The sequence below is a fragment of the Nitrospinota bacterium genome (assembly GCA_016208975.1).
Classification (GTDB): domain Bacteria; phylum Nitrospinota_A; class UBA7883; order UBA7883; family JACRLM01; genus JACQXA01.
The window spans coordinates 276048-301806 of sequence record JACQXA010000001.1 but is presented as its reverse complement, the minus strand read 5'-3'; the positions used below and the strand labels follow the sequence as shown (position 1 = coordinate 301806).

At 55.0% G+C, this 25759-nt stretch carries 17 protein-coding genes; 3 read left to right on the top strand and 14 right to left on the bottom strand.

Annotated elements, in window-relative coordinates; translation table 11 throughout:
* Positions 1 to 153: 153 nt before the first annotated feature.
* Positions 154 to 1563 (bottom strand): diguanylate cyclase, encoded by a 1410-nt coding sequence (locus tag HY751_01340; protein MBI4665031.1) that lies wholly within the window; start codon positions 1561 to 1563, stop codon positions 154 to 156.
* Between the two features lie 470 nt (positions 1564 to 2033).
* Between HY751_01340 and rlmN the strand changes: the two genes are divergently transcribed.
* A complete protein-coding gene (rlmN, locus tag HY751_01335) occupies positions 2034 to 3098 on the top strand; it encodes a 23S rRNA (adenine(2503)-C(2))-methyltransferase RlmN (GenBank protein ID MBI4665030.1) in 1065 nt (354 codons plus the stop codon).
* Here the strand turns inward: rlmN and HY751_01330 are convergent.
* From HY751_01330 to HY751_01300, 7 genes are all read right to left on the bottom strand, one after another.
* On the bottom strand, positions 3076 to 5616 hold the full coding sequence (locus tag HY751_01330; protein MBI4665029.1) for a TIGR03960 family B12-binding radical SAM protein: 2541 nt from the start codon (positions 5614 to 5616) through the stop codon (positions 3076 to 3078). The two genes, rlmN and HY751_01330, sit on opposite strands and share 23 nt — an antisense overlap.
* The gene (rodA, locus tag HY751_01325) at positions 5609 to 6724 is read right to left on the bottom strand and encodes a rod shape-determining protein RodA (GenBank protein MBI4665028.1); all 1116 of its coding nucleotides are present in this window, start codon (positions 6722 to 6724) and stop codon (positions 5609 to 5611) included. Before rodA ends, HY751_01330 begins: the two co-directional genes overlap by 8 nt.
* Positions 6721 to 8586 carry a penicillin-binding protein 2 gene (gene mrdA, locus HY751_01320; protein ID MBI4665027.1) on the bottom strand — a complete coding sequence of 622 codons (1866 nt, stop codon included), beginning with the start codon at positions 8584 to 8586 and terminating at the stop codon, positions 6721 to 6723. Before mrdA ends, rodA begins: the two co-directional genes overlap by 4 nt.
* A 39-nt stretch (positions 8587 to 8625) precedes the next feature.
* A complete protein-coding gene (locus HY751_01315; protein MBI4665026.1) occupies positions 8626 to 9999 on the bottom strand; it encodes a phosphomannomutase/phosphoglucomutase in 1374 nt (457 codons plus the stop codon).
* A 112-nt stretch (positions 10000 to 10111) separates the two neighbouring features.
* Positions 10112 to 11089: a tRNA dihydrouridine synthase DusB gene (gene dusB, locus HY751_01310; protein MBI4665025.1), complete on the bottom strand. Its 978-nt coding sequence runs from the start codon at positions 11087 to 11089 to the stop codon at positions 10112 to 10114.
* Positions 11090 to 11162: 73 nt separating this feature from the next.
* The gene (locus tag HY751_01305) at positions 11163 to 13871 is read right to left on the bottom strand and encodes a PAS domain S-box protein (protein ID MBI4665024.1); all 2709 of its coding nucleotides are present in this window, start codon (positions 13869 to 13871) and stop codon (positions 11163 to 11165) included.
* A 168-nt stretch (positions 13872 to 14039) separates the two neighbouring features.
* Complete coding sequence (locus HY751_01300; GenBank protein MBI4665023.1) at positions 14040 to 15680, bottom strand: AAA family ATPase; 1641 nt, start codon at positions 15678 to 15680, stop codon at positions 14040 to 14042.
* 110 nt (positions 15681 to 15790) lie between these two features.
* Here HY751_01300 and HY751_01295 point away from each other — a divergent pair, with 110 nt between their 5' ends.
* Entirely contained in the window at positions 15791 to 16756 is a 966-nt protein-coding gene (locus tag HY751_01295; GenBank protein ID MBI4665022.1) for an ATP-grasp domain-containing protein, read from the top strand.
* Entirely contained in the window at positions 16753 to 17769 is a 1017-nt protein-coding gene (locus HY751_01290; GenBank protein MBI4665021.1) for a hypothetical protein, read from the top strand. The genes HY751_01295 and HY751_01290 overlap by 4 nt, the downstream gene beginning before the upstream one ends.
* Here HY751_01290 and thyX read toward each other — a convergent pair.
* The 6 genes from thyX to HY751_01260 all read right to left on the bottom strand — a co-directional run bounded on the left by thyX (position 17766) and on the right by HY751_01260 (position 25758).
* Positions 17766 to 18503, bottom strand: a complete 738-nt coding sequence (thyX, locus tag HY751_01285; GenBank protein MBI4665020.1) for an FAD-dependent thymidylate synthase — start codon at positions 18501 to 18503, stop codon at positions 17766 to 17768. The two genes, HY751_01290 and thyX, sit on opposite strands and share 4 nt — an antisense overlap.
* 16 nt (positions 18504 to 18519) lie before the next feature.
* On the bottom strand, positions 18520 to 19929 hold the full coding sequence (gene gltX, locus HY751_01280; GenBank protein MBI4665019.1) for a glutamate--tRNA ligase: 1410 nt from the start codon (positions 19927 to 19929) through the stop codon (positions 18520 to 18522).
* Entirely contained in the window at positions 19926 to 21704 is a 1779-nt protein-coding gene (gene aspS / locus HY751_01275; GenBank protein MBI4665018.1) for an aspartate--tRNA ligase, read from the bottom strand. Before aspS ends, gltX begins: the two co-directional genes overlap by 4 nt.
* A 253-nt stretch (positions 21705 to 21957) precedes the next feature.
* Positions 21958 to 23703, bottom strand: a complete 1746-nt coding sequence (locus tag HY751_01270; protein ID MBI4665017.1) for a PAS domain S-box protein — start codon at positions 23701 to 23703, stop codon at positions 21958 to 21960.
* Positions 23704 to 23791: 88 nt separating this feature from the next.
* A complete protein-coding gene (locus HY751_01265) occupies positions 23792 to 24985 on the bottom strand; it encodes a type II secretion system F family protein (protein MBI4665016.1) in 1194 nt (397 codons plus the stop codon).
* Between the two features lie 50 nt (positions 24986 to 25035).
* Positions 25036 to 25758, bottom strand: a complete 723-nt coding sequence (locus HY751_01260; protein ID MBI4665015.1) for a zinc-ribbon domain-containing protein — start codon at positions 25756 to 25758, stop codon at positions 25036 to 25038.
* Position 25759: the final 1 nt, after the last annotated feature.

Genomic DNA, 25759 nt, shown 5'->3' with positions numbered 1-25759 from the left:
AGGCTTCCGATAGCGGTTACAGCCGCCGGACCGGACAGCACATCCTTCGTAATTTCCATATGTTGCCAAAATAGCAGAATAAGACGAAACGGATTGTTAAGAAACAATTAAAAACAACGGGAAATTATAACTTAGAAAGGGCTGGTTGACCGCTTATTTTTTGCCTTTGCGCAGGTTGCTTCCCTTGATGGCGCGATAGGGGGTAACCATGTTCCTGCCAGCGGCCTTGGAGTGGTACAAAGCCTTGTCGGCGCATTCTATGAGATTGTACGGCTCGGTGGAATCGTCCGGGTAAGTGGCCAGACCCAGGCTGATTGTAAGGTTTCCGCCGGGCTGTTTTTCCTCGCCGGGGAATGGGTTGTTTTGCACCTCCATCCTTATCCTTTCGGCCACCAGCGCCGCCTGCTCGTGGCTGGCCTGGGAGAGAATAACGGCGAACTCCTCGCCGCCGTAGCGGGCCACGATATCGGTCTCCCTGGCGGCGTGTATGAGGATCTCGGCCACGGTCTTAAGCACAGTGTTTCCCTTCAGGTGGCCGAACGTGTCGTTGTAATGCTTGAAATAGTCCACATCCACCATGCAAAGGCTCAGGCTGTTGCCATAGCGGTGGGCCCGTTTAAGCTCCCGCTCCAGCGCCCGCTGGAAATAGCGGTGGTTGTAAAGCTTGGTCAACTCGTCCGTTACAGCCAAAAGCTCCGCCTTTTCCAGAAGCAGGGCCTTGTCTATGGCGGCGGCGGCCTGCACGGATAGCAGGTTTAACGTGTTTATCTCCCGTTCCGAAAACTTACGGGGCGAAAAATCGTCCACAAAAAGGATGCCAACTATCTTCCCTTCAACCTTCAGGGGAGTGGCTATCAGCGAGCGCACGCCAAGGTTTGTAAGCGGGGTGGTGTCGAAAGAATGTTCATCAAGAAGGTTTTCTATAACAGTCGGTTTGTCGTTGGAGAGAATGTGCCCTGTAAGCCCGCCGGGCCGCACTTTCCATTCGTGGTTCACCGGCGTTTTACGCCCCTCGAAACCCATGGAGACTTTTATCTGCATCATACCCCGCTCTTCCTCGTAAAGGGCCAGGCTTCCGGCGGACATGCCCGTAAGCCCCAAGGCCGCCTCCATCAGGAGCGTAAGGGTTTGTTCGGTATTGGCCGCGGAGGCCAGCATCACCCCGGCCGAATACAACACCTCCTGCTCGGCCAGGCTACGCATCATTTCCTCGTGGCGTTTCTTGTGCTCTTCCACCATTTTCCAGAGGAACCAGGCGCTGTGACCGTAAAGGACCTCCGCCGGTGATTTTTTATGCGAGACCAGGTAGTTTTTGACTTCATCGTTTCCGGTGGCGTCTATAAGCAGGTGGGGTTCTGAAGATTCCGCCAGCTCCTTGAAATCCTCATATACGCGGATGCCCCGTTCCTGCGCTTTTTTTATGGAGGGCCTTCCGGTGGCGCGGCAAGCCAAGCCAACCACCTTCACCTCAGGATAATCGGCCAGGATTTCCAGCAACGACTCGGCCCCGTCACCAGCGCCGATTATTCCCACCCGGATATAATGATTGTCGTCGTTACTCATTGACAAGCCGCCCTTCAGGGAAAACCGTTGACCTTCTGTCGCCCCCGAAAAAGTCGCGGCTTAGCTTATGGCAGACGCCGCAATCTTTCGTGGACTGATATGGCTCCGATTTATAAGAGGCGCCTATGCTTTCAAGATGAAGGCGAGGCTCGAAATCACGATGGGTATGGCAACTCTGGCAATACTCCGTTACCGCCTTTTCCGCATCCTCCCGTGGCAAATTGCCCGCCAAAGCTTTCTCTAAAGGGGTGGTGGCGCATGATAAAGACGAAATGGAGACGAAAAGGGACGCTAAAAGAAAAAAAATCCCCCTGCCCCAAAAAGGAATGTTACCAGCTTTCATCTTGGTTTGGATTGCCTATATTGAAAGCAATTATATATCATGTGTAAAGCGGCATAGAAAAAATTTAGCCGATTTCTAACTTAACGCAACAGCTGTTGTACTTGTTCCAATCTGGAGTGTTTTTACGATGGGCTCAGGCAAATTCGATTTCAAGGGCGCGGACGCCGGGGATATCGCCCAATGGATAACCTCGCTGGGAGAAAAGCCGTATCGCGTTAAACAGCTAAGGCAGTGGGTGTTCACCCGGGGCGTGGCAGATTTTTCACAAATGACGGACATATCAAAATCATTCAGGGCAACCCTGGAGCAGACATCCACCGTTACCGCCCTTAAGGTACTTGCCGAAACCAGGTCGTCGGACGGAACCATGAAATTCCTTTTCGGGCTCAAAGACGGCCATTCGGTGGAGACGGTCTGGATACCGGACGAAGACAGGGCAACGCTTTGCGTATCGTCCCAAGTGGGATGCAAGCTGAAATGCGGGTTCTGCCTCACCGGGCACGGAGGATTTCAGCGCAATCTCTCCACGGCGGAGATTGTGGATCAGCTGATCCAGGCCAGGTTAAGGGTTCCCGGCGGGCGAGTGACCAACATTGTGTTAATGGGCATGGGGGAGCCGCTGGACAATTATGGCAACGTGCTAAAGGCCATCAGGATAATCACAGACGAGGAACTGGCGCTGGTGGGGGCGCGGAAAATCACCTTGTCCACCGCCGGGGTGGTTCCGGGGATTTTAAAACTGGCGGAAGATTTCCCGAAGATAAAGCTGGCCGTGTCGCTCAACGCGCCCACGGACGAAAAGCGGGAAAAGATAATGCCCATCAACAAAAAATATCCCATCAACGAGCTTATGAAAGCCTTGTCCAAATGGCCTCTGCCAAGGGGAAGGCGGATTACTTTCGAGTACGTCATGCTGGGCGGGTTCAACGATTCCGACGAGGACGCCAAAAAGCTTGTGGCCATAGCCCGCAGGATACCTTCGAAAATTAACCTCATCCCGTTCAACCCGTGCCCGGAGTTGGGCTATCAACGCCCTTCGGATGAACGCATCGAGCGGTTCTATCACACATTGATTGATAGCCATCTAACAGTGTTCATCCGCCAGAGCAGGGGGCAAGACATTTTGGCGGCCTGCGGCCAGCTGAGGGAGTCTCTTGAAATGACCGGCCCTACCGGCGGTCCGGCTGAATGATCGCGCCGGTTTTAATCACCCGCCAGCTTCTCACATCCTCCGCCGGGAATAGCCACTGGAGGATTTCGTAGGGTTTCACCGTTCCCCCTTGCTGGTTGAACCGGGATTCGAACAGGATGTCGCCGGGCTGTTCCCCCAACTCCACCCGGCTGGTGAAGTTTTTCACGTCCAGCTCTTTCACGGAGTTTTCCTTGACGCGGGAGACTATGGCGGTAGTAGCGTTATTGAATCTCTCCAGCGCGGTTTTGATAACTTCCGGGGGAAGGGGGGTGGCGGCCCTGTATGTAAAACCGGAAATTTGGGAATTCACGCTTACTTTGCCTGCGGGGGTGACCGGCAAGAATTCGCACCGGACGAAACGTATCCCCCCCGGCATGGCGCCGTTTAGCGATTCCACAAGTTCATCGCAGTTCTTGCCTTCCCAGAGTTCCACCTCCAGAAACTCCTCCAGACTTTCCACCCCCTGGGGCAGGGCGGGGCCGAAGGCTATTTTGGGATGGGGTGAGAAACCCAGCGAGAAGGCTATGGGCAACCGCGCCACACGGATGGAACGGTAAATTATCTTCTGCAACTCCAGGTGGCCGAAGAACCGGCCATAGCCGGTTTTCTGAAATACCAGCCGGTAACGGTAACTCTCTATTGGAGCTTCCGGCGCCTTATTTACTTCAGGTGTTACATACGGTTGCCACTCGTAAGGTTTAAAGCACTTTCGAGGGTCCAATCCGCACGCCAGGCACTTGTCCACCTTGCAATCGGCGGTAATAATACCGTTCTGCGCGCACTCCAGCTCCTTCGTGAAATACTTTAAGGACAGTCCCGTATCTATATGATTCCATGGAAGCATATCTGTAATATCGTAACTTCGGTTGGCGAAATGGCGAGAATCCAGGTTAACTTTCTCGAACGCCTTCATCCATCGGTTGAAGTCGAACCTTTCGGTCCACGGATCCAGCCTGGCGCCCATTTTATAAGCTTCTTCAACGGCCCTTGCGAGAGTTCTATCGCCCCGGCTGAACACGGCTTCCATGTGGCTCATCCGGGAGTCGTGCCATTTGAAGGTCAGCCGCCGGTTCCGCTTCATGAGGGCGAAAAGCCGCTCCTTCTTTTCCTTTAATAGTTCCTGCGGCTCCTGCCCTTGCCATTGGAAAGCCGTGTGGGCTTTAGGCACAAAATTGGACACGCTGACGTTTATGTTTTTAAACCTTCTCCGGTTCACCGAGAAATTGGCCAGCCTGTCAGCCAAGGTGTATATGGCCTCCACATCTTCCCAGGTTTCCGTGGGGAGCCCGATCATGAAATAGAGTTTCAGCGACTGAAAATCGTTTTCCAACAGCAAACCTGCCACGTGGAAAATGTCTTCATCGCTCACTTTTTTATTGATGACGTTCCGCAGACGCTGGCTGGCCGCCTCGGCGGCGATGGTGAAGGTGGAGTGGCGCACCCTTCCCACCTGTTTTACGATGTCTTCTGTTACCGTGGCCGCCCGGAGCGATGGCATGGAGACTGACACCCGCTCATGGGCGTATTTGTCCATGAGCGCCGTCAACAGTTCGCCGATTTTGGAATAGTCCCCGGCGCTGAGTGATGTCATGGACACTTCGTCGTACCCGGTTTGGGCCAGGGCCGTTTCCACGATTTCCATTACCTGTTCGGGCGTTCTCTCCCGGGCCGGGCGGTAGGTTGTTCCAGCTTGGCAAAAGCGGCAACCCTGGGCGCAACCCCGGTCTATTTCCACGTTAAGCCTGTCGTGCACCGGCTGGCCGAAAGGAGCCACCAGGTCGAAGGGGTAGGGGGACTCCGCCAGGGTGGGTAAAAACACCCGGACAGCCTTTTCGTATCCCGGTATGAGGGGTTTTATTTCCCGGACGGTTCCGTCGCCGTTATAAGAGACATCGAAGAAAGAGGGGACATACACCCCGGGGATTTTTGACAACGCCAGCAGTTTTTCTTTTTTCGGCGCGTGTTTCATGGCGGAGACGGCGCGCATTATTTCCACGGCGCCGTTTTCCCCGTCACCCAGGAAGAAAAGGTCAAAGAAATCCGCGATGGGCTCCGGATTATACACACCCGCGCCGCCTCCGATGATGAGCGGCATGGAATCATCCCTGTCCTTGGCCCATATTGGGATGCCCGCCAGGTCCAGCATCCACAAAATCGTGGTGTATGACAGTTCGTAAGGGATGGTGAAACCCACAATATCGAAACTGGACAGGGGCGTTTTGGTCTCCAGCGAAGGAAGGGTGATGCCATCCTTTTGGATAAGCTCCGCGAAGTCCTCCTCCGGCGCGAAAACCCGTTCCGCCAGCAGGTCCGGTTCCCGGTTAATCACATGGTAGAGGATCTTTAGCCCCAGATGGGACATGCCTATGTCGTAAATATCCGGGAACGCCAGCGCCATGGATGCGGAGACCGCTTTGTGGTCCTTCCGGACGCTGTTTTTCTCCGTGCCCAGGTAGGCCGTTGGTTTCCGGATGGAGGAGAGGATCCGCTCGAACCTGGTGTTTACATCCTCAGTCAACGCTGAATCTTCTATATGAAACGTTCAGGGCCAACCCCACGCCAATGGCGTTGGTTATCATGGCCGACCCACCGTAAGAAATGAAAGGCAGGGGCACCCCCACAATGGGGAACATCCCCAGCGTCATGCCTATATTGTACAGGAAATGGAATCCCACCATGGTGGCCACGCCGCTTACCAGCAGGGCGCCGCATTTGTCCCGGGAGTGGAGCGCCACCTCTATAATCCGCATTATGAGGAAAAAGAAGAGCGCCAGTATGATGAACGAGCCTATGAAACCCACTTCCTCGGAGATAACCGAGAAAATAAAGTCCGTATGTTTTTCCGGCAGGAAGTTGAGCTTGCTCTGGGTGCCGGCGAAAATGCCCTTGCCCCATAACCCGCCGGAACCCACGGCTATTTTGGACTGGATGATATGGTAACCCTGGCCCATGGGGTCGGCCTCGGGATTCAGCAGGGTCAAAATCCTGTTCTTCTGGTACGGCTTGAGCACGTACCAGGACAGCGGGATTAGCGCCGCGCCCACCGTCCCCATTTTGATCAGCGTCCCCTTGTTGATGCCGTGGAAGAACAGGATGCCCGCGGTGATTATCAGATATATGGTGGCGGTGCCCAAATCCGGCTGTTTGGCCACCAGCAGGAATGGAATGACCGCGAAAAACGCCGGTTTTATCAATTCCTTTAAAGTGAGGTCACCCTCTTTTTCCATGTCGTCGAGGATTCTGGTGACGGCGATTATCACGGCGATCTTCATAAATTCCGACGGCTGGATGTTCAGCCCGCCGATAGAAAGCCACCGCTGGGCGCCACCTACTATCTTCCCCGCAACTTCCACCAGCGCAAGCGACCCTATGCCGAACCAGTAAATGGGCCACGCCATCCGTTCAATGGTCCGGTAGTCCAGAAACATCACTACGAACATGACCATCAAGCCGAAAACGGCCCAGGCCACCTGGCGGATGTACATGCCCTGGAGCATGGGGGACTCGCTCTGCAGGTTGGCGCTGTAAATGGCCAGCGCCCCGATGCTGGCGATGAGCATGGTGAGGGCCATAATCGGAAAGTCGAATTTTTTGACTAACCGTTTTTCCAGGTATTCACCGGTCATCCCTGGGGCTCCTCTTTCTCTTTTGGCGCGGGCTGTCCACCTTCTTTAGCGGTGGCCGTCTGGATTTTGCCCAGGTACGCGTCTATTATCTGTCTGACGATGGGGGCGGCCGCGTCACCGCCGTGCCCGGCGTGTTCGGCGATCACAGCCACGGCTATCTTCGGGTCGTTAAACGGGGCGAAGGCCACGAACCAGGCGTGGTCACGGAATTTAAACTCCAGTTCCTCATTCTTAAGGAAATTCCCCTGTTTCATTTTTATCACCTGGGCGGTGCCGGTTTTACCCGCATACTCGAACGGGCCGTTTTTAATGGCCCAGGCCGTTCCGTGAGGCTCATAGACTACCCCCCGGAGGGCGTTGCGCACTATTTCCATGTTCTCCGGGGACACGGGGAGGATTTTGGACTGGGATTCGGCGGTCTCTCCCTCCTGGCTGTAGCTTTTCACCAGCCTTGGCGTTACAAGTTTGCCACGGTTGGCCACGGCGGAAATCATGCGCGCCATCTGCATGGGCGTGGCCAGAACATAGCCCTGGCCGATGGAGCAGGAGATGGTTTCACCCAAGATCCATTTTTCCCTGCGGGCCTTCTCTTTCCACTGGGTGGTGGGGATAAGGCCCGACTTTTCGCCGAAAAGCTCCACGCCGCTTTTCTCGCCCAGCCCGAAAGCGTGGGAATAAGCGGCTATCTTGTTGATGCCCATCTTGAAACCCACGGTGTAGAAAAACACGTCGCACGACTGCACCAGGGCTGAATGCACGTTCATGGGCCCGTGGCCCTCTTTTTTCCAGCAACGGTAAGTGCGGTTGCCAAGGGTGTAATAACCGGGGCAATGGATTTGCGTTTGCGGCGTTACCACGCCCTCTTGCAGGGCCGCCGCCGCCATCATCACTTTGTAAGTGGAGCCGGGGGGATATTGCCCTTGTATGGGCCGGTTCTGGAGCGGGTGGTATTCGTCTTCCACCAGTTTCTTCCATTCCGCAGGGTTTACCCCATAGGCGAACTGGTTGGGGTTGAACGCCGGTTTGGATATGTAGGCCAGGATGTCGCCGGTGTTGGGATCCAGCGCCACGGCGCCTCCCATTTTCCCCTCAAACGCCTGCTCGGCGGCCTGCTGGGCGTCGTAATCCAGGGTAAGGTAAAGGTCCTCGCCGCTTTTTGGTGGTAAGTCCCCCAGATGCTCAATTTCCCTGCCTGCGGCGTCCACTTCAATACGCTTAAGTCCCTTCACGCCCCGCAGGACGGTTTCATAGGTCTTTTCTATTCCCGACTGGCCGATAAAATCGTTGCGGGAGAATCCGGTGAACTCCGGTTTCTTAAGCTGGCCTTCGGTAATGGCCCCAAGGTAGCCGAGCATGTGCGAGCCGAAATCGCCAAAAATGTAATTGCGCATCGGCTTGATGGACAGGATGACTCCCGGCAGGTCTAATTTGTGTTCCTCTATGAAAGCCACGCTTTCCCGGTTCAAGTCCCGTTTCAGGGTTATCTCCTGGAACGGTTTGGCGGAACCCATTTCGTCCATGGCCGCCTGCATGTCCAGCTCCAGCCGTTCATTGATGAAACGCATGGAATCTTCGGGCCTGGCCATGTCTTCCGGGATGAAAGACAGATGGAACGACGGGCGGTTGTCCACCAGCGTTATGCCGTTACGGTCCAGGATTTTGCCCCGCAACCCGTCCAGCGTTATCTCGCGCACACGGTTGTTCTCGGCCTTGTTGGCCAGTTCCGTGTACTGCATAACCTGCAGATGCCACAGGCGCATGGTTATCAGGGCGCAACCCAGCGTTACCAGGATGGCAAACGCGAAAACTTTCCGGCGGAGTCTTTTAAAAAAGAATTCCGACTCTGGTCGCGGTTTTAACATTTATCGGGCTTATCCGGGCCGTTCAACGCTGGCAAGAGGCTAATGGCTTGCCACCTTCGTCCCGGCCATGGACGGATAGGAGAGCAATTTGTCGAAAATGGTTTTCTTGATCTCCTCAAGCCTGGCCTCGCTATGGGCCTCGAAACGGAGCACCAGCACCGGCTGGGTGTTCGAGGCGCGGATTAGGCCCCACCCGTCGCCAAAATTCACCCTGGCGCCATCTATGTCCACCACGCTGTGGGTCTTCTTGTAATAGGCGGTAATGTCGGCTATCAGGCCGAACTTCACGTCGTCGGGGCAATCCACCCTTATTTCCGGCGTGTTATACACCTTGGGTGTGTCCGCCAGGAAGTTCGACACCACCATGTCCGTCTCAGACATGATGCGCAGGAACCGGGCCGTGGCGAAGATGGCGTCGTCGTAGCCGTAATAGTCGTCTTTGAAAAATATGTGGGCGCTCATCTCCCCGGCCAGCTCGGCGTTTTCCCTGGCCAGCCGCGCTTTGATGAGGGAATGGCCGGTGGCGTTTATCACAGGCCTGCCGCCATGCTTCTTTATGTCATCCTCCAGGTTCTGGGAGCATTTGACGTCATATACAATAGTGGCGCCAGGTTTTCTTTTCAATATGTCGCGGGCGAATATCATCAGCAACTGGTCACCGAAGAATATCCCGCCGGTTTCGTCCACAACGCCAATGCGGTCGGCGTCGCCATCGTAGGCTATGCCAGCCTCGGCGCCGGTTTCTTTCACCCGGGCGATAAGATGCTTTAGGTTGGCGGGCACAGTGGGATCCGGATGGTGGTTGGGGAAAGTGCCGTCCACCTCACAGAAAAGCTCAATTACCTCGCAACCCAGCTCCCTCATCAGCCTGGGGGCGAATATGCCGCCACAGCCGTTCCCCGCGTCCATTACTATTCGCGGTTTCCGTTTGAGGGTGATCTTGGATTTGACCATTTTGATGTAATCTTCGATCACGTCAACCTGGGTTACCACCCCTTGGCCAGATTCAAAATCGTTCTTCTCAATCATGTCCGCCAAGGCCTGTATCCCGGCGCCATGGATTGAGCCAGTGCCCAAGTTTAACTTGAATCCATTGAATTCAGGCGGGTTGTGAGAGCCGGTGATCATCACGCCCCCGTCGGTTTTCAAATGGTAAAGCGAGTAATAGAGCAGGGGGGTGGGCACAAGCCCTATGGAAACGGCGTCCACCCCGGTAGAGGTTATACCTTTGCACAGCGCCTTCTCCAGTTCCGGCGAGGAGAGACGGGCGTCCCGCCCGACGCTCACCAGCTTGCCGCCGTTCCGTTTAACAGTGGTACCGAAGGCCCGGCCCAAGGATTCCACTACTTGCGGGGTCAGGTCTTTGTCTATGACGCCGCGGATGTCATATTCCCGGAAAATCTGCCTGTTCATCGCTCACCTTGATGGTTTGTGACGTTTATTTTACGTTTAGCCATTATAAAAGATTGGGGCCGGTTTTGGGGATAGAGATTAGAGCAGGAACCAGTTAAAAAAAAACCGGGATTCAGGCGGCGGCGCCACTTTCAACCGAAAAATATTCCCTAATCAGCCGTTCCAGCCCTTCGAGCCGGGGTTCCGCGTTAATCTCCCGCCGGAACTGGCTTGCCAAACGGAACCCCCTGGCGTAATAACCGAAATGGGCCCGCATCCGTTTTATTCCTGACACATCGCCATAAAGCGCCACCATGTCCTTAAGGTGCCGCAGGATGGTGGAGGATATTTCATCCAGCCCCGGTTTGGCGTAATGTCCGGTGGCGGAAAGTTGGTTTATCTGGCGGAATATCCATGGAGCGCCCAAGGCTCCTCTGCCTATCATTATAAATTTGCATCCGCTGGCGCTAAGCCTCTGAAGGGCTTTTTCGGGGGTGTCTATGTCACCATTGCCGATCACCGGTATTTTAAGCGCGTCGGCCACTTTAGCTATAACCCCCCAGTCCGCCTCGCCGGAGTACATTTGCGAGGCGGTGCGGGCATGAACAGCCACGGCCACGGCGCCGGCCTGCTCTATGGCCATGGCCATGTCCAACGCGTTGACACTTGAAAAATCCCAACCGGCGCGGATTTTAACCGTCACCGGCTTTTTCACGGCGCCCACCACGGCCTCTACCAGTTTCCCGGCGTTCTCCACGTCTTTTAACAGGGCCGCCCCGGCGCCGCACCGGGTCACCTTTTTCACCGGGCATCCGAAATTAAGGTCGATAATGTCGCAGTTGGCGTGTTGATCCACTATGGCGCAGGCGTCCCGCATGACTTCCCGGTCCCCCCCGAACAACTGGACGGCCACGGGACGCGGCTCATTGTCCGCCGGGAACATGGAAAAGGTTTTGGCTGAATCCCGGACAAGCGCGTTGGCGCTCAACAGCTCGGTGGTGACAAGTCCTGCGCCATATTCCATAACGATCCGCCGGTACGGCTGGTCCGTCATTCCCGCTATCGGCGCCATCACCGCCGGGGATTTTATTTCCACTACGCCAATGTTCATACAGTAAAGTTTAGCGCATCCGGGCATTTCGAAGAACAGTTTGATAATGTGGCCGGTAAGTGTGGCGTTGCCGTCAGCTGGTGATTTTCCTTACGCGGGGAATAAGGTCGTCCAGTAGCAGAGGCTTGGTGATGAAATCGTCCGCCCCCAGGCGGAATATCTCGTTCTTGGTATCCTGGTCCGGCAGGGATGTCATGACTATTACATGAATACCGTGGGTTGACGGGTTGGTTTTCAGCTTCTTCAACATGGAAAGGCCGTTAATGCCTTTTATGTTCAGTTCGGCGATCACAAGATGGGGGGGCCATTGGGCGATGGTTTCCATGGCGGCCAAACCATCGGTGGCGTCCCGTATCTCCAGTTCCAGCCCGTCAAGATATTCTTTCAACATGTAAATTGAAAGCGGTTCCCCGTCAACAATGAGCACCCGTGGCCTTTCGATGGGAAGATGTATGGCGAAGGTGGAGCCCAAACCGGGTTGCGACTCCACTTCAAGATTCCCCCCATGGGCCATGAGGATGTCGTTGCATAAAGGCAGGCCAAGGCCGGTGCCCAACTCTCCGGCGGTTCCAAGTGTGCTGGTTTTTTCCTCGTACCTGAAAAGCTTCTGGAACATGTCGGGTTTAATTCCCACGCCGGTGTCTTTCACGGCCAGTACGCTCCCGCCGCTTTCCGGAACCATGGCTGTGATGGTTCCCCCGGCGCTGGTGAATTTCACCGCGTTGGCCATCAGGTTCCTCATCACCTCCATGAGCAGGTTCAGATCCGCATGTATCCTGGTTCCCTGCGGCACCTGGTTAACCAGCCTAAGCCCTTTTGACTCGGCGGCTGTCCTTACTTCCTCCATGGCTCCCTGGGCCAGGAAATGGGCGTCGAAGAACCGGCGCTGTAACGTTATCTTGCCGGTCTTGAGCCTGCTGACGTTCAGCAGATCGTTAATTAGCGCTATCATGTTGCCGGAAGATTTTATGGCCGCGTCCATAAGCTCCAGCGTTTTTGGATTGGTGGAACCGGTTATGTCTTTCCGCACTATGTTCAGGATGCCGCCCAGTGAGGCCAGAGGGCTTTTAAGGTCATGAGACACAAGGGACATGAACTTGTCCCGCAGGAGGGTGGCTTCCTCCGCGTTTTCCTTGGCGGCCCGAAGCTCATCCTCCGCCTTCTTCTTGTCGGTTACGTCCCGGATAATGGACAGTATCCCCGTGGGCTTGCCATTGGAGCCTGTTATAAGTGTTGACCTGGCGCTGTTGACAATCCAGGAGCCGTTCTTGCGGCGTATCCGATATTCGTTAATGGTCCTGCCAGTGTTGAAAATCTCCCTTTGGCTCTGGATAAGGTTTGGCAGGTCTTCTGGATGCGTCCATGCCAGGGGATCAAAGTTGTCGCATTCATCAGCGGCCAGCCCCAGCTGGGAGCAGTAAACTTTGTTGAAATAAATCGGTTTGAATGATGTGTCCATCAGCACGATGGCGTCGTCTGCGGTGTCAACCAGGGTTTTGTATTTATTCTCACTCTGGCGGAGGGCTTCTTCGGCCCGTTTTATTTCTGTAATGTCCTCCGCCGTTCCCACTACGCCCACAATTTGTCCGTCGTGGCGCATGGGGGCCACGCTTATGGTCAAGAACCTCAGTTCGCCGTCCTTTCGGATGATCTCTATTTCAAAATGGCTTACGGGTATTCCCTCGCTGGAAACCTTTTGGAAAAGATCCATCAGCACCCGATGGGAGCCAGGCTCTGCCAGCGCAAGGTAATCCATACCGATAATCTCGTTTAGCGGGTAGCCCGTAATGCTGGCCGCCGCATTGTTGGCCATGCGGAACCGCCCTTCCATATCCAGCGCGAATATGGCGTTGGTGGCGCTGTCCATCAGCTTTTCCAGGAACTGGGAGGTCTCTTTAATTTTTTCCTCGGCGGCTATTCTTTCTTTCACCTCCCGGACAAGCTCTTCGTTAACCGACGCCAGGTTGGCCGTGCGTTCTTTAACCTGGTCTTCCAGGCTATCCTTGTGACGCATCAGCTCTTCCTCCGCCTTCGCCCGGAGAGATGCGTGATGTTTTAGCCACTTGGCGCCAAGACCTATACCGGCAACTCCTAATAACCACAGGCCGCTCATGGACAGGATGGCGCGGATAATGTCGTTTCGCTGATGGGCGAAATGGGTGTCCATGGGAACGGATACGCTTATTCCTCCTCGGATGTCCCCCAGCTTGAATCCGTGCCGGGCGTGGCATTTCAAGCACGCTTCGGTAATGAACAGAGGTTTCATTAGCCGCATGTACGCTTTTTTCTCAATGTCCGACAATCCGTGCACTTCTTCTTTACCCTGCTCAAAGGCAAGAAGCGCCTGCCGCTCCCATTCGTCCGGCGCGTTGTTGGGGTTTATTACTTTCAGGCTTGTCAGATGGCCGAAAATCCCTTTCTGCTTCCTGTACATGTCGTTGAGCTGACGGGTGATGTAAGCGGGATTCATAAGCGTAAGCCGCTTGCCGGAAGGGGTGGATATGTCCCGTTCCGGAATGTTGTCCAGATACTGATTGGGAGGGGTATCATTTGTTTCAGGCACGTACACCCCGCCGTGGATAGACGCCCACTGGCGGATTATGAGGTCTTTTTGAAAACTGGCCGTGGCTTCGCCCAGGGCTATCTCCTGAGTGTAAGATCGGATGGTGCTCACGTCCCACATGATCAGGCCAATGATTATCGCAGTCCAGGCTACGGCGCTGGCAAGCGCAAACCTGCCTATCCGTTTAGGAAAATTCAGGCCCTGAAACTGCTTGTTCATTGATGAGAAGCCGCCTAAATGAAAGGGGTCTAAAACCATTATCAATCAAAACAGTGGCATTTAAACGGGCATAAAAAATACAGCTTCACGCCGAACCGGGAAACCTGATTCTTCAGCGTTTAGATTAAAGTATGCCGGTTAAACTTTGCAGAGTGTTTGCGCGCGGCATTATGCCGGGGTTTTTTGTTTTTCCATCAGTTCCTGATGCCACTTCACATATAGCTCGTCGAAATACCTCGGATTGTCCAACGCCTCTTCGGTGACCGCGAACGGGCCCTGCCAGTTCATATAGTTCAGCGCGGAAGCGTTGGACAAAAGATTCACCAGCGCCGCTGAAACCGACATGTTCTGCGCCGCGGCGTATTGTTCCACTTTCTTTTCGATGTCCTCGCTTATAAAAAGCTCGATGCCGTGGTCCTTCCGGAATTTTTCCACAAAATCCATAAAAGGGGACCGGGCCAGCATTTTCAGCATGGCGTCCCTTGGGGATTCGCATATATCCTTGGTGACCCGGAGCTTTTTGAAATTCCGCCCGGGTAACTCGAACTGGAAATCGGTAAGGGCGTTTTCAAACACGGAGATCAGCGCCCTGGCCCCGGTCTTGCTGTTCTCGGCCTTCTCGGCTATCCACATGAGCGCCTCATCGTCAAACGAAAGCTCGATGCCGAAAAGGGAAAACTCGAACCGGTATTGCTCCAGTATCGAATCCTCCGTTTCGGTCATTATGCGGACAAGGTCGTTCTTTGAAAGGGCGTTCACATAAGTGCGCACAGGCGCGCGGCCTACAAGCTCCGGAATCAGGCCAAACCTTATGTAATCGTCGGCTCCAGCGTGCAGATAGAAGTTGTGATGCTTCTGCTCATCCTTGCCCGACAGGCCCGAAAAGCCCCGTATGGTGAAAGAGCCGTCTTCCCTGGCTTTTCCGGAGCCCCGCTCCAACCGGCTTTTTACTATGGACTCCAGATCGTCATTGGACCGCTGGAACGAACCGCCAAGTATGAAAAGTATGTTTTCCGTGGAGATGGAGCCTTTTCTTTTACCCTGGCCCCGGGCGCCCCTCTGCTGGTCCATCAACTCCTGTATCTGCGAGGCGGGGCTGTTGGGATCGTCCACGGAGATGAACTTGCGTTCGATAAGTTTTAGCACCGCCCGCTGGAAGCCTTCACGGGAAATGTCATGACCGATTACTTTCCCGTCTTTGGCTTTCTTGTCTATCTCGTCTATAAAAATGAGGCCGCCGTTTTTCTCCACAAATTCCGCTTTTTCCTGCTTGGAGGCGCCTGGGGCAAGCGCTATAAGCTCCCGCACCATGTCGTCGGCGTTTTTACCCACATAGCCCGCCTCGGTGTAGTCTGTGGCGTCTATTATGAGTGTGGGCACTTCCAAAAGGTCGCCAAGCACTTCCGCCGAATATGTTTTGCCGGAGCCGGAGGGGCCTGAGATAAGGGTGTTTTTCTTCCTGAACCGTTTTACCTTCAATTGGGAGCCCATTCCCTCGTTGAGGGCTTTTACCAGGGCGAAATGATAGGCCGCGGCGATGGAGAGCCGTTTTTTGTAATCTTCCTGGCCCACCACATACTTGTCCAGATGGGTTTTTATTTCCGAGGGGGTGTGGAGTTGAATCTTGGGGGTTTCGTGAATTTCCTGCGGGCCCAGGATGTTTTTGAGCGCATCCTCGTAAGCTGTGTCCGCATCCTGTTTGGCCGAAAGGTAGGCGCGCACAGCGTCTTCAGGGGAGCACTTGTATTGCTCCACAATCTTGTCTATGGATTCTTTAGGTATTTCAATGTGTAATGGGTCTATCCGCATGAAAACTCGAACGTCTGATGTTTATGTATCAATATAATATAGCATATTCCTTCCTGAACTAACGGCTAGGCCAATACGCGGATTTTGATAGGTGGGGGCGGGGGATAGTATTGAAAATATTCATTTTTGAATACCTGGCGTGCGGTGGCCTTTCGGACGGGGTGGTGTCCGCAAAACTGGCCATGGAAGGGCGGGCCATGCTTTCGGCGGCAATGAAATCTTTCAATGAAACTGCCGGTTGTCAGCCGTTTACCATCCACGCCGGTCCGGATGGTTTTTGGGTGGGAGGGGAGCCGCAAAATGGCTTCCGCCAGGCGTTTGAGACGGCGCTTGATATGTGTGAAGCGGCATTGATAATCGCCCCCGAAACCGGGGGAATTCTGGAAGAGTTGACCTTGGTGGTCCTTGAACGGGGAAAACTTAATCTGGGGTGCGCGCCTTCCGCTATACGCTTGGCTGGGGATAAGAGGCTGTTCGCTGAAACGCTAACCAAGTCCGGTATCAAACATCCGGTCACTTGTATAGCCGGGGGTTCCTTTGATTCATCCGCCCATTTTGACGGCAAATGGGTGATAAAACCTGCGGACGGAGCCGGTTCGGATGGTATCAAACTGTTTTTGAATCCACGACGGATCAATCTGGAACCGGGCGGTAAATACGTGGCGCAGGAGTTTATCGAAGGTAAGCCCATGAGCGTTTCCGTGGTATCGGGGGATAAGGAATTTGCGATACTCTCGGCGAACCGGCAATTTCTGGATGACGGGCTTCATTACGCCGGTGGGGAGATTTTAGATGGTCCGCCGGACTCGGATGTGGTTGAGATGGTAAGCGCGATATCCCAAGTCATTCCCGGGCTTAAAGGATATTGGGGGGTCGATTATGTAATGACGCCCGAAGGCCCCGTGGTTATAGAAGTGAACCCCAGGCTTACCACAAGTTTCACGGCGCTGGCGGGCCATCTGGAGCCGGAACCGGCGCGTTTCATAATGGCATCCGCGCTGGGTGGGCCGTTGCCGCGGATACAAAAACGGGTAAACGCCCGGTTCACCACGTCCGGCGAGGTGACTGCGGGATGAGAATTCTGGGTGTGGACGTGGGCGGGGCGCATGTTAAAACCGCCGTGGCTCAAATTGATGGCCCAAAGGCGCATCTTTTCCCTCGCCGGGTTTATCCTTACGAGATTTTTAAACGAAAAGATGACCTGGTGGAAATACTCCAAAACGCCGTGGCAAGGGAGAAACCGGACGGTGTAGCCCTTACCATGACCGGGGAATTATCCGACGTGTTCAAAAACCGTTGGGAAGGGGCGCGCTGGATAATCAGGACGGCCCTATCGGCGATAGGCGGTAAGCCGCTAAAGGTGTTGAACGTTGACGGTATGTTAGTTTCCCCGGCCACTGCATTGCGGGCTCCATCAACCGCCGCCTCCGCCAACTGGGCCGCCACTGCGAAGTTTGTATCTGGAATGATACAGCGATGCGTGATTGTGGACATTGGATCCACCACCACGGACATCCTGCCCATATTTGGAGGAAAACCGGCCGTGAGGGGAAAAACCGATTTAGAAAGGTTGGCCCATGGTGAGCTTCTTTACACCGGCTATCTACGAACCCCTGCCCGCGCCGTACTCCCGGAGATAACGGTTGGCCGGAAAATTCTTAACTTGTGCCCGGAGTTTTTTGCTGTTGTTGGGGACGCGCATATTTATCTAGGGCAGATAAGGGCCAGGGATTACACCATCACAACGCCGGACCGTGGCGCGAAAACAAAAAAAGGAGCGGGCAAAAGGCTGGCCCGGCTTGTGTTGTCGGAGCCAGGTGAGCTTGGCGACAGCCATCTAAAATCGCTGGCTGTTCAACTGGTGGAACGCAACGCTTTGAATATCGCCCGGGCTGTAAACAGGGTCATGCGGGAACGCAAACTTTCGGGCGCGCCGGTTATATTGATGGGGCCGGGAAGAATCTATAAAAAAGCGCTGATGAAAAAGATACAGTCGCCGTTTCATGATACGGTCAACGGCGTTCCGGTGGAGTTGTTAGACCCCGCCGCGTGTTGCGCCGCGTTATGGGAGGAGCGGGGGAGGGGCTAGGGTCTTCCTTCAGGCATGTTGGAATTGTACGCCTCCCAAATCATGGGCCAGCCCCGGCTGACTATGCCCGCCATGACCTCGGCGTATTCCCTGATTTCCTTCTGCGCGTCGGGGGCCAGCCGCAGGCTGAAGTAGTGCAGAAGGTTGCGCATGTCTATATTCCAGATTATCTGCGTATAGGCCGAGACCGGAAGCACAACCCGCGCCTGTTCCCGCGCAACGCCCAGCTCGATAAGCTGTTTGTACGTCGAATAAGCATGGTTATTCACGCTTTCCACCAACTGCCGGGCTTTGGCCGAAATCTCCGGTGAGAGATTTCCGGCGCTCATCTGCTTGTTGTCCGTGCTTTGGCCGCGCACGTCGTCCACTGCCGGTACATAGAATAGCTCCGGACATTCCGTATAACGGAACGACCATTCGTTCAGCGAGGCGGTACGGTGGCGCACATGTTGCCTCATGACGAAAATCGGAAGCCGTATGCGGAACGTCAACGACACCATTTCGAAAGGGGATGTGTGCCGGTCTTTCCATAGCCTTTTTATAAGCCGCAGGTCATGCTCCGGAGTTTTTCCCTCGCTCTTCTGGTAGCTTGTGCGGGCGGCGCGGGCTATGGCGGCGTCGTCACCCAGATAGTCCACAAGCTCCACCTCGCCATGGTTAAGGAGCTTGTAAACCTTGTACAGCTCGGCTTCCGCGCCTTCGCTTACCGGCCTCTTGGTGTTAAACCCGTCCATTTTTCTGTCGCTCCCGTTAGACCGCTGAAGACTCGGCCATTTGCGCGGCCTTTCGTATCCGGCTTACGCATTTATCTTTCCCCAGCGCGGCCATCACCTCGAAAAGGCCGGGGCTGACCGTGCCCCCGGTAAGGGCCACCCTGGTGGGCTGGGCCAGGTCTTTGAGCTTTATGCCCAGCTCTTCCAGCAGAGCCTTGAAATCCGACTCTATGGATTCAACCTTTGAAAAATCGCTTTTCCCGAGTTTATCGGCCAGAGCGGTGAGGGCCGGAGCCACCTGTTTAACGAGGATTTTTCCGGCGGCCTGCTGGTCGAAAACAACTTCGTCGGTGAAGAAGCCCGCCATGCCGGACGCCAAATCCAGCACCGTGCGCGACCTCTGCCTCAACATGGGCAGAAGTTTTACGATATCTGCAAGGGCGGCGTTGATTCCCCTGGCGGAAAGCTGTTCTGACACCAGCGGGGCCAACGATTCGGCGGGTTCGGTTTTCATGTACTCTGAATTTATCCAGCCAAGTTTATCCTCGTCGAAACAGGCGGCGGATTTGCCCACCGCGTCCAGATCGAAAAGTTTTTTTAGCTCGTCTATGGTGAAAACCTCCCGGTCGCCATGGCTCCAGCCCAGGCGCACCAGATAGTTCACCATGGCGCCGGGCAGAATCCCCTTGTCCCGGTATTCCAGGACGGACATGGCCCCGTGCCGTTTGGAAAGCCGGGCCTTGTCTTTGCCAAGGATCATGGATACGTGGGCGAACTTGGGTATGGGCAAGCCCAAAGCCTTGTATATGATTATCTGGCGCGGAGTGTTGGCCAGATGGTCATCTCCCCGGATGACGTGCGATATGCGCATCTCCGCGTCATCCACAACCACGCAGAAGTTATAGGTAGGAGTCTTGTCGGCGCGGACGATTATCATGTCGTCCAGTTCTTCGTTATTGAAAGTCACTGTGCCGCGAAGCATGTCGTCCACCACTGTCACGCCAACTGGTGGGGTGGCGATGCGGATAACATAGGGTTGGCCGCAATCCGCCTGAATGTTCTTATGCCGGCAGGCTCCGTCGTATTTGGGTTTTTGCCCGGCCTTCAAAAGCTCTTCTCGTTTGCGGTCCAACTCTTCCTTTGGGCATACGCACCGGTACGCTTTGCCTTCTTTCAAGAGCCGTTCGGCGTAGTCCAGATATACCTGTTGACGCTCCATTTGCCGGAACGGGCCTTCATCGTGGTCTATCCCGAGCCATTTCATGGCGTCTATTATCTGGTTAATGGAGTCTTCGGTTGAACGCCCGGTGTCGGTATCTTCGATCCTCAACACAAACTTGCCGCCGTGACTGCGGGCGTAAAGCCAGTTGAAAATGGCCGTGCGCGCCCCGCCTATGTGCAGGTATCCCGTGGGGCTGGGGGCGAACCTGGTGCGGACTTCGCTCATCGCAAATCCCTTTTCAACCCGAGCTCACGCAACTGTTTCGGATCCACCTGGGCGGGCGCCTCCGTAAGCGGGCAGTACGCTTTCTGCGTTTTGGGGAAGGCTATCACGTCGCGGATGGATTCCGACCCGGTAAGGATGGCGCAAAGCCTGTCCAGCCCGAAAGCGATGCCGCCGTGGGGCGGAGCGCCATATTCCAGCGCCTCCAGAAGGAAGCCGAACTTGGCGCGCGCCTCCTCTTCTCCGATGCCGAGGGCGGTGAACATTTTGCTTTGTATCCGCTGGCTGTGGATGCGGATGGAGCCGCCGCCGATTTCCACGCCGTTCAAGGCCAGGTCGTAAGCCCGGGCGCGGATTTTAAGCGGGTCGCTGTCGAACAGTGTTACATCATCGAGCACAGGAGAGGTGAACGGATGATGCATCGCCACATAGCGCTTGTCCTCCTCGTCGTAATCCAACAATGGGAACTCGGTGATCCAGACGAACTCGAACCGGTTGTCGTCCATGAGGTTGAGCTTCCTGCCCAGCGAAAGGCGGAGCCTGCCAAGAATGTCCAGCGCAACTTTTTTCTTGTCGGCCACGAATATCATCAGGTCGCCAGCGGCGGCGCCAAGCGTGTCCCGTATCTTGTCCAGCGTTTCCGGCTTGAAGAATTTCACGATGGGTGATTGATACCCTTCCGCCGTAACTTTTATCCAGGCCAGCCCCTTGGCGCCAAGGGATACGGCCTCTTGCGTCAGGTCGTCCACCTCTTTGCGGGAGAACTCGGCGCAACCTTTGGCGGCAAGGCCCACTATTACGCCGCCCGATGAGATAGCGTCTTTAAACACTTTAAAATCGCTTTCGCCAGCCAGCGTTGAGACGTCGCCCATCTCCAGCCCGAACCGCAAGTCCGGCTTGTCGGATCCGTATTTGGACATGGCCACGTCGAAAGTCATTAGACGGAACGGGGTTGGCACTTCCACCCCTTTGGCCACCCTGAATATCTCGGCTATCATCCCTTCGCAGATTTGGCGGATCATAGCCTCGTCGGCGAAAGACAGCTCCATATCTATCTGTGTGAACTCCGGCTGGCGGTCCGCCCGCAAATCCTCGTCGCGGAAGCATTTTACTATCTGGAAATACCTGTCCAGCCCGGCCACCATCAGAAGCTGTTTGAACAGCTGGGGCGACTGGGGCAGGGCGTAGAACTCCCCGGCGTTCAGGCGGCTGGGCACCAGGAAATCCCGCGCCCCTTCAGGCGTGGAGCGGGTGAGCATGGGCGTTTCCACTTCGATGAAATCCAGCGCGTCCAGATATTTTCGAACCGCCGTGGACACCTTGTGACGAAGGATAAGGTTGTCTAATAGCGGGCCCCTGCGCATGTCCAGATAGCGGTGTTTCAGCCGGACAGCCTCGCTGGGGGTTTCTTCCTCATCTATAACGAACGGTGGCGTTTTAGAGGGGTTGAGGATGCTGGCCTGCCGGGCGTAAACCTCTATCTCGCCGGTGGAAAGCCTGGTGTTAACCGTGCCTTCGGGCCTTGCGGACACTTTGCCGGATATCCTTAACACAAACTCCGCCCGGGCCGAATGGGCTATCTCGTGGGCTGTCTGGTCAATCTCCGGATTTACCGCCACCTGGGTGACGCCGTACCGGTCCCAAAGGTCTATAAAAACCAGTCCGCCGTGGTCCCTTCTTCTGCGGGCCCAGCCCACCAGGGTCACATCCTGGCCGATATTTTCTTTTCTCAGCTCGCCGCAGGTATGGGTGCGGCCAACGCTAGTGGATTCAGACATCAATCGATAGCTCCAAAGCAAAGGCAAAACTGTATTTATAGCACAGGGGCTTGAATTATTGAATCAAAGAACTTTTCAGGTAGTGTCTCAGTTTGAAAGTACAGTGGAGATTCTTCACTTACGCTCAGAATGACAATATAAAAGCCGTTGATAACATTGTCATCCTGGGCGAAGCGCAAGCGAAATGAAGGATCTGTCTGTTATTTGAGATTCAAACTGAGACACCACTTTTCAATCTGCTATCGCACGTAAATCAGGCTACGGTGGCGGCGGTCTTGGCGCCGGGGAGCCATATGGTGAATGTTGTGCCGCGCCCGGGGTGGGAGGCCACTTTTATTTTGCCCTTGTGGCTTTCGATGATTTTGTGGGCCGTGGGCAGGCCGAAACCCGTGCCCCCCATTTTGGTGCTGAAAAACGGCTCGAAAATCCGCTCCAGGTTTTCCGGGGATATTCCAACGCCGTTGTCTTTTATCGAAATGCGCACGCACAGCGGGCAATCCTGCGACAACGCGCCCAGCGCCGGATGGGTTTTCCCCTGGTATTGCTCGGTGAGGGCCGTGAGGGTTATCTTGCCTTTTTCCTCCATGGCTTCCAGTGCGTTTACCAGCAGGTTCCATATCACCTGCCGCACCTGCTCCTGATCAACATTGACCATAAGGGCGGGTTCTATGTGGGTTTCAATCTCCAGCCTGTCCTTGCCCCGAGGGTCGGCCCTGAAAAGGGTCACGGTTTCATTGAGAACAAGGCTCAAATCCACCAGCGACGGTTTTGGCTGGGGGGGCGATGCGTAAACCAGGAACTGGGTGATTATGCGGTTCAATCGATCCGCCTCCCGGGTGATTATGTTTATCAGCCGTTTTCCGCTCTGGTCCAGAAGATGGTCCATATCGGCGGATAGCATCTGTATGGAGCCGGAAAGGGACGCCAGGGGGTTCCTTATCTCGTGGGCGATACCTGCCGCCACGCGCCCGATGGCCGCCAGCCGCTCGGCGTTTGCCACCTGCCGCTCCATTTGTTTGAGATTCGTGAGGTCCTGGAAAACCGCTATCAGCGCCTTTGTCTCCCCGTTTATGGCCAGTCTGCTTATGGTCATGTTCAGGCTGGCCTCGTTCCCGTCCTTCTTTGTGAAGGTCCAGTCATACTGGCGGGTGAGCTCGCCAAGCTCATCTGGGTCTTCGGTGAAAACCCTGGCTATGGAAGGCAGGCATAACGCTTTGGAGATATTGGCCCGGTCTATTTCTTTGGACTCCAACCCCAATATCCTTTCAGCGGCAGGGTTGTGGCGTAATATGGTTCCGTCCAGGTCCGCCGCCAGGAAGCCTGAGCCCATATAGGTGAGGACGTTTTTATTAAAGGCCTCCAGCTCTGTGAAATCCTGGCTCTTCTTGATAAGTTGCAGGTCGGTTTTTCTGTACAGCCCCGTTAGATAGCCGGACAACCACGCAACAAGGTAGAAGAACGATATGTTCATCACGGCCGTAAGGAAAAGGTATCCGGCGTTCACCTCTTTGTAGGCCGGGGGGAAAATATGGTAAGGCTGGATAAGCTGGAAAAACTCCAGATTCACCATCCCGGCGTACAGGGCGCTGGCGGTGGACGCCATTACATAGGTCGCCGGTTTGGATATAAGGATGGCGGCGCCTATTATCACGAAGATGTACAGGAAAGTGAATGGGCTGTCGGCCCCCCCGGTGAAATAGAGGGTTCCGGTGATGAGGATGATGTCTATGATGAGCTGGACATATATGAAACGGGGAATGTTTTTTATGAACCGGGCCGCTGTGGCGTAAATGATGGAAAGTAGATAGGCAGAGGCCACCGGGAGCAGGGCGGGCAAAGACTTTGCCAGCGCCCCGTGGCGGAACTGGAAGAAAACCACCAGCCCCATGAAGAAGGAGATGACCGCCAGCCTGCCCGCCAACAGGATGTTCAGGCTGGATACGGGGGACACCCCGGCCTGTTCCGTCTGTTTATCTTCCGGTTTAGTGTCGCTGGACATGGGCCTTGCGTTGTGAGACATGCCGAAAACCGGCCCGGGCCCGGGTCATTTCATCAATGCCCGCGGCCCAAGCCTGGCCCCGTATTTATTAACCTACGATGTCGCCCATCTTGAATATGGGCATGTACATGGCGATAACCACGAAACCCACCACTATGCCGAGGAACACCATGAGCAATGGTTCCAGCATGGAAGTAAGGCCTTCCACCGCCGTGTCCACCTCCTGGTCATAGAAGTCCGCTATTTTGTTCATCATGGCGTCCAGCGCGCCGGTCTGCTCACCCACTTCTATCATCTGCACCACCATGGGCGGGAACACCCCTTGCTCCTTGAGCGGATCGGCCAGGCCTTTGCCCTGTTTGATGTCATCTATGATATTGAGCACCGCCATTTCGATAACCTTCTGGCCGGCGGTCTTGGCGGTTATGTTCAGCCCTTCAATAATAGGCACGCCCGAGGAAATAAGCGTGCCCATGGTGCGGGTGAACTTGGCCACGGCCACCTTCTGGATCAGGACTCCAAGCACGGGGAGCTTGATGAATATCTTGTCCGTGATTATCTTGCCCTTCTCGTTCTTGCGGATGTAGATGAACGCCATGACCATGGCAATTGGCACCAGGAACACGATGTACCAGAAGGTGATTACCGTGTCCGACGCGGTCAGCACCACCTGGGTGGGCCATGGAAGCGCTTGGCCAAAGTCGGAAAACATCTTGCCGAACATGGGTATGACGAACACCAGCAGGAACACCACCACCGCCACGGCCACCGTCACTATGATTGCCGGATAAACCATGGCCGATTTCACCTTGCCTTTAAGGGCGATGGCTTTTTCCTGGTAGTTGGCCAGCCTGTCGAGGATCTTGTCCAGAATACCGCCCACCTCGCCGGCTTCTATCATGTTGGTGTAAAGCTCGTCGAAGGCCTTGGGGTGTTTGCGCAGGGCGTCGGCGAATGTCTCGCCGGTCTCCACTTTGGCCTTTATGTCCATTATCACCCGCTGGAACCCTTTGTTGTCCACAGAGCCGCCGAGAATGGACAGGCATTGCACCAGGGGCAGACCGGCGCTTATCATGGTGGCGAACTGGCGGGTGAATATAACTATGTCTTTGGGTGTGGGGCCGCTTTCGAAAAGGACAAATTCCTTACCCTTGGCCTTGATAGACTTTACCCTGACCCTTTGCTTGGCCAGCTGGGCTTTCGCCGCCTCAAGGTTTTCGGCCTCAATCTCCCCGTTCTGGGTTCCTATCTTGGTCTCGAACTTGTACTGAAAAACGGGCATGATATTTAATCCCTTTTATTCGTTGGCTGACCAATCATCCGCAACAACGGTTAATCCTTGCCTAGTTCCACAAGGGTCTTCTTTATCAGACGGAAGAAAGTCTCGTCGTCTTTAATCGCCTTCTTGAGGATTAGCTCGAAATTGGGGAAATCCGTCTCGTTCATCACCATGTTCGCGCTTTTGGCGAAGGCCGTCATCCTGTCGAGGGTCCTGAAATTCTTCCCAATGATGGCCACGAACATTTTCCTGCGGATATCCATGGTCATCGGCTCGATGAATTTGTGTATGGGGTTGCTGGCCGGATCCGCCCCGTTGAACCGCTCGTTTATTATCACCAGGTCGTAGAAGTTGAACTGCAACTTGCGCAGGGCTTCGTCGGCGGTTTTAACGGTGGTTATCAGATAGTTCATCTTCTTGAGCACCGGCGATATGCGGTCCAGGTTTTCCGTGTCGGCCACCAGCGCCCTGTGGGCGCCTTCTTCGAGGATCTCAAGCTCGCTCTCCAGCGCCTCGCCCAGGTCCGGCAACTCCACCTTGCCCGATGGGGGAGGGGGGATGGGCACGTTTTGCGTTTCGTCCAGCTTGAATTGGGGGGTTGTGTCCGGCACCATCCCCATGGAGGGCAGTTCCGTCTCCCCTTCAGAGGCTTCCTCCCGGGTGACGTGTATCGGGTTTTTGCAGAAAGGACAGGCGAATTTCACCTGTTTTCCTAGCGGAAGCTTGTCGTCCTGTATGTTGAGCACCTTCTGGCAACTGGGGCAGGAAACTCTCATC

Excerpts from the sequence above, each read along its gene's own strand:
- gltX (MBI4665019.1), bottom strand. The coding sequence starts at position 19,929 with ATGAGCGAAGTCCGCACCAGGTTCGCCCCCAGCCCCACGGGATACCTG.
- HY751_01315 (MBI4665026.1), bottom strand. The coding sequence starts at position 9,999 with ATGAACAGGCAGATTTTCCGGGAATATGACATCCGCGGCGTCATAGAC.
- HY751_01290 (MBI4665021.1), top strand. The coding sequence starts at position 16,753 with ATGAGAATTCTGGGTGTGGACGTGGGCGGGGCGCATGTTAAAACCGCC.
- HY751_01300 (MBI4665023.1), bottom strand. The coding sequence starts at position 15,680 with ATGCGGATAGACCCATTACACATTGAAATACCTAAAGAATCCATAGAC.
- HY751_01340 (MBI4665031.1), bottom strand. The coding sequence starts at position 1,563 with ATGAGTAACGACGACAATCATTATATCCGGGTGGGAATAATCGGCGCT.
- rodA (MBI4665028.1), bottom strand. The coding sequence starts at position 6,724 with ATGACCGGTGAATACCTGGAAAAACGGTTAGTCAAAAAATTCGACTTT.
- mrdA (MBI4665027.1), bottom strand. The coding sequence starts at position 8,586 with ATGTTAAAACCGCGACCAGAGTCGGAATTCTTTTTTAAAAGACTCCGC.
- thyX (MBI4665020.1), bottom strand. The coding sequence starts at position 18,503 with ATGGACGGGTTTAACACCAAGAGGCCGGTAAGCGAAGGCGCGGAAGCC.
- HY751_01270 (MBI4665017.1), bottom strand. The coding sequence starts at position 23,703 with ATGTCCAGCGACACTAAACCGGAAGATAAACAGACGGAACAGGCCGGG.
- dusB (MBI4665025.1), bottom strand. The coding sequence starts at position 11,089 with ATGAACATTGGCGTAGTGGAAATAAAATCCCCGGCGGTGATGGCGCCG.
- HY751_01305 (MBI4665024.1), bottom strand. The coding sequence starts at position 13,871 with ATGAACAAGCAGTTTCAGGGCCTGAATTTTCCTAAACGGATAGGCAGG.
- rlmN (MBI4665030.1), top strand. The coding sequence starts at position 2,034 with ATGGGCTCAGGCAAATTCGATTTCAAGGGCGCGGACGCCGGGGATATC.
- aspS (MBI4665018.1), bottom strand. The coding sequence starts at position 21,704 with ATGTCTGAATCCACTAGCGTTGGCCGCACCCATACCTGCGGCGAGCTG.
- HY751_01260 (MBI4665015.1), bottom strand. The coding sequence starts at position 25,758 with ATGAGAGTTTCCTGCCCCAGTTGCCAGAAGGTGCTCAACATACAGGAC.
- HY751_01265 (MBI4665016.1), bottom strand. The coding sequence starts at position 24,985 with ATGCCCGTTTTTCAGTACAAGTTCGAGACCAAGATAGGAACCCAGAAC.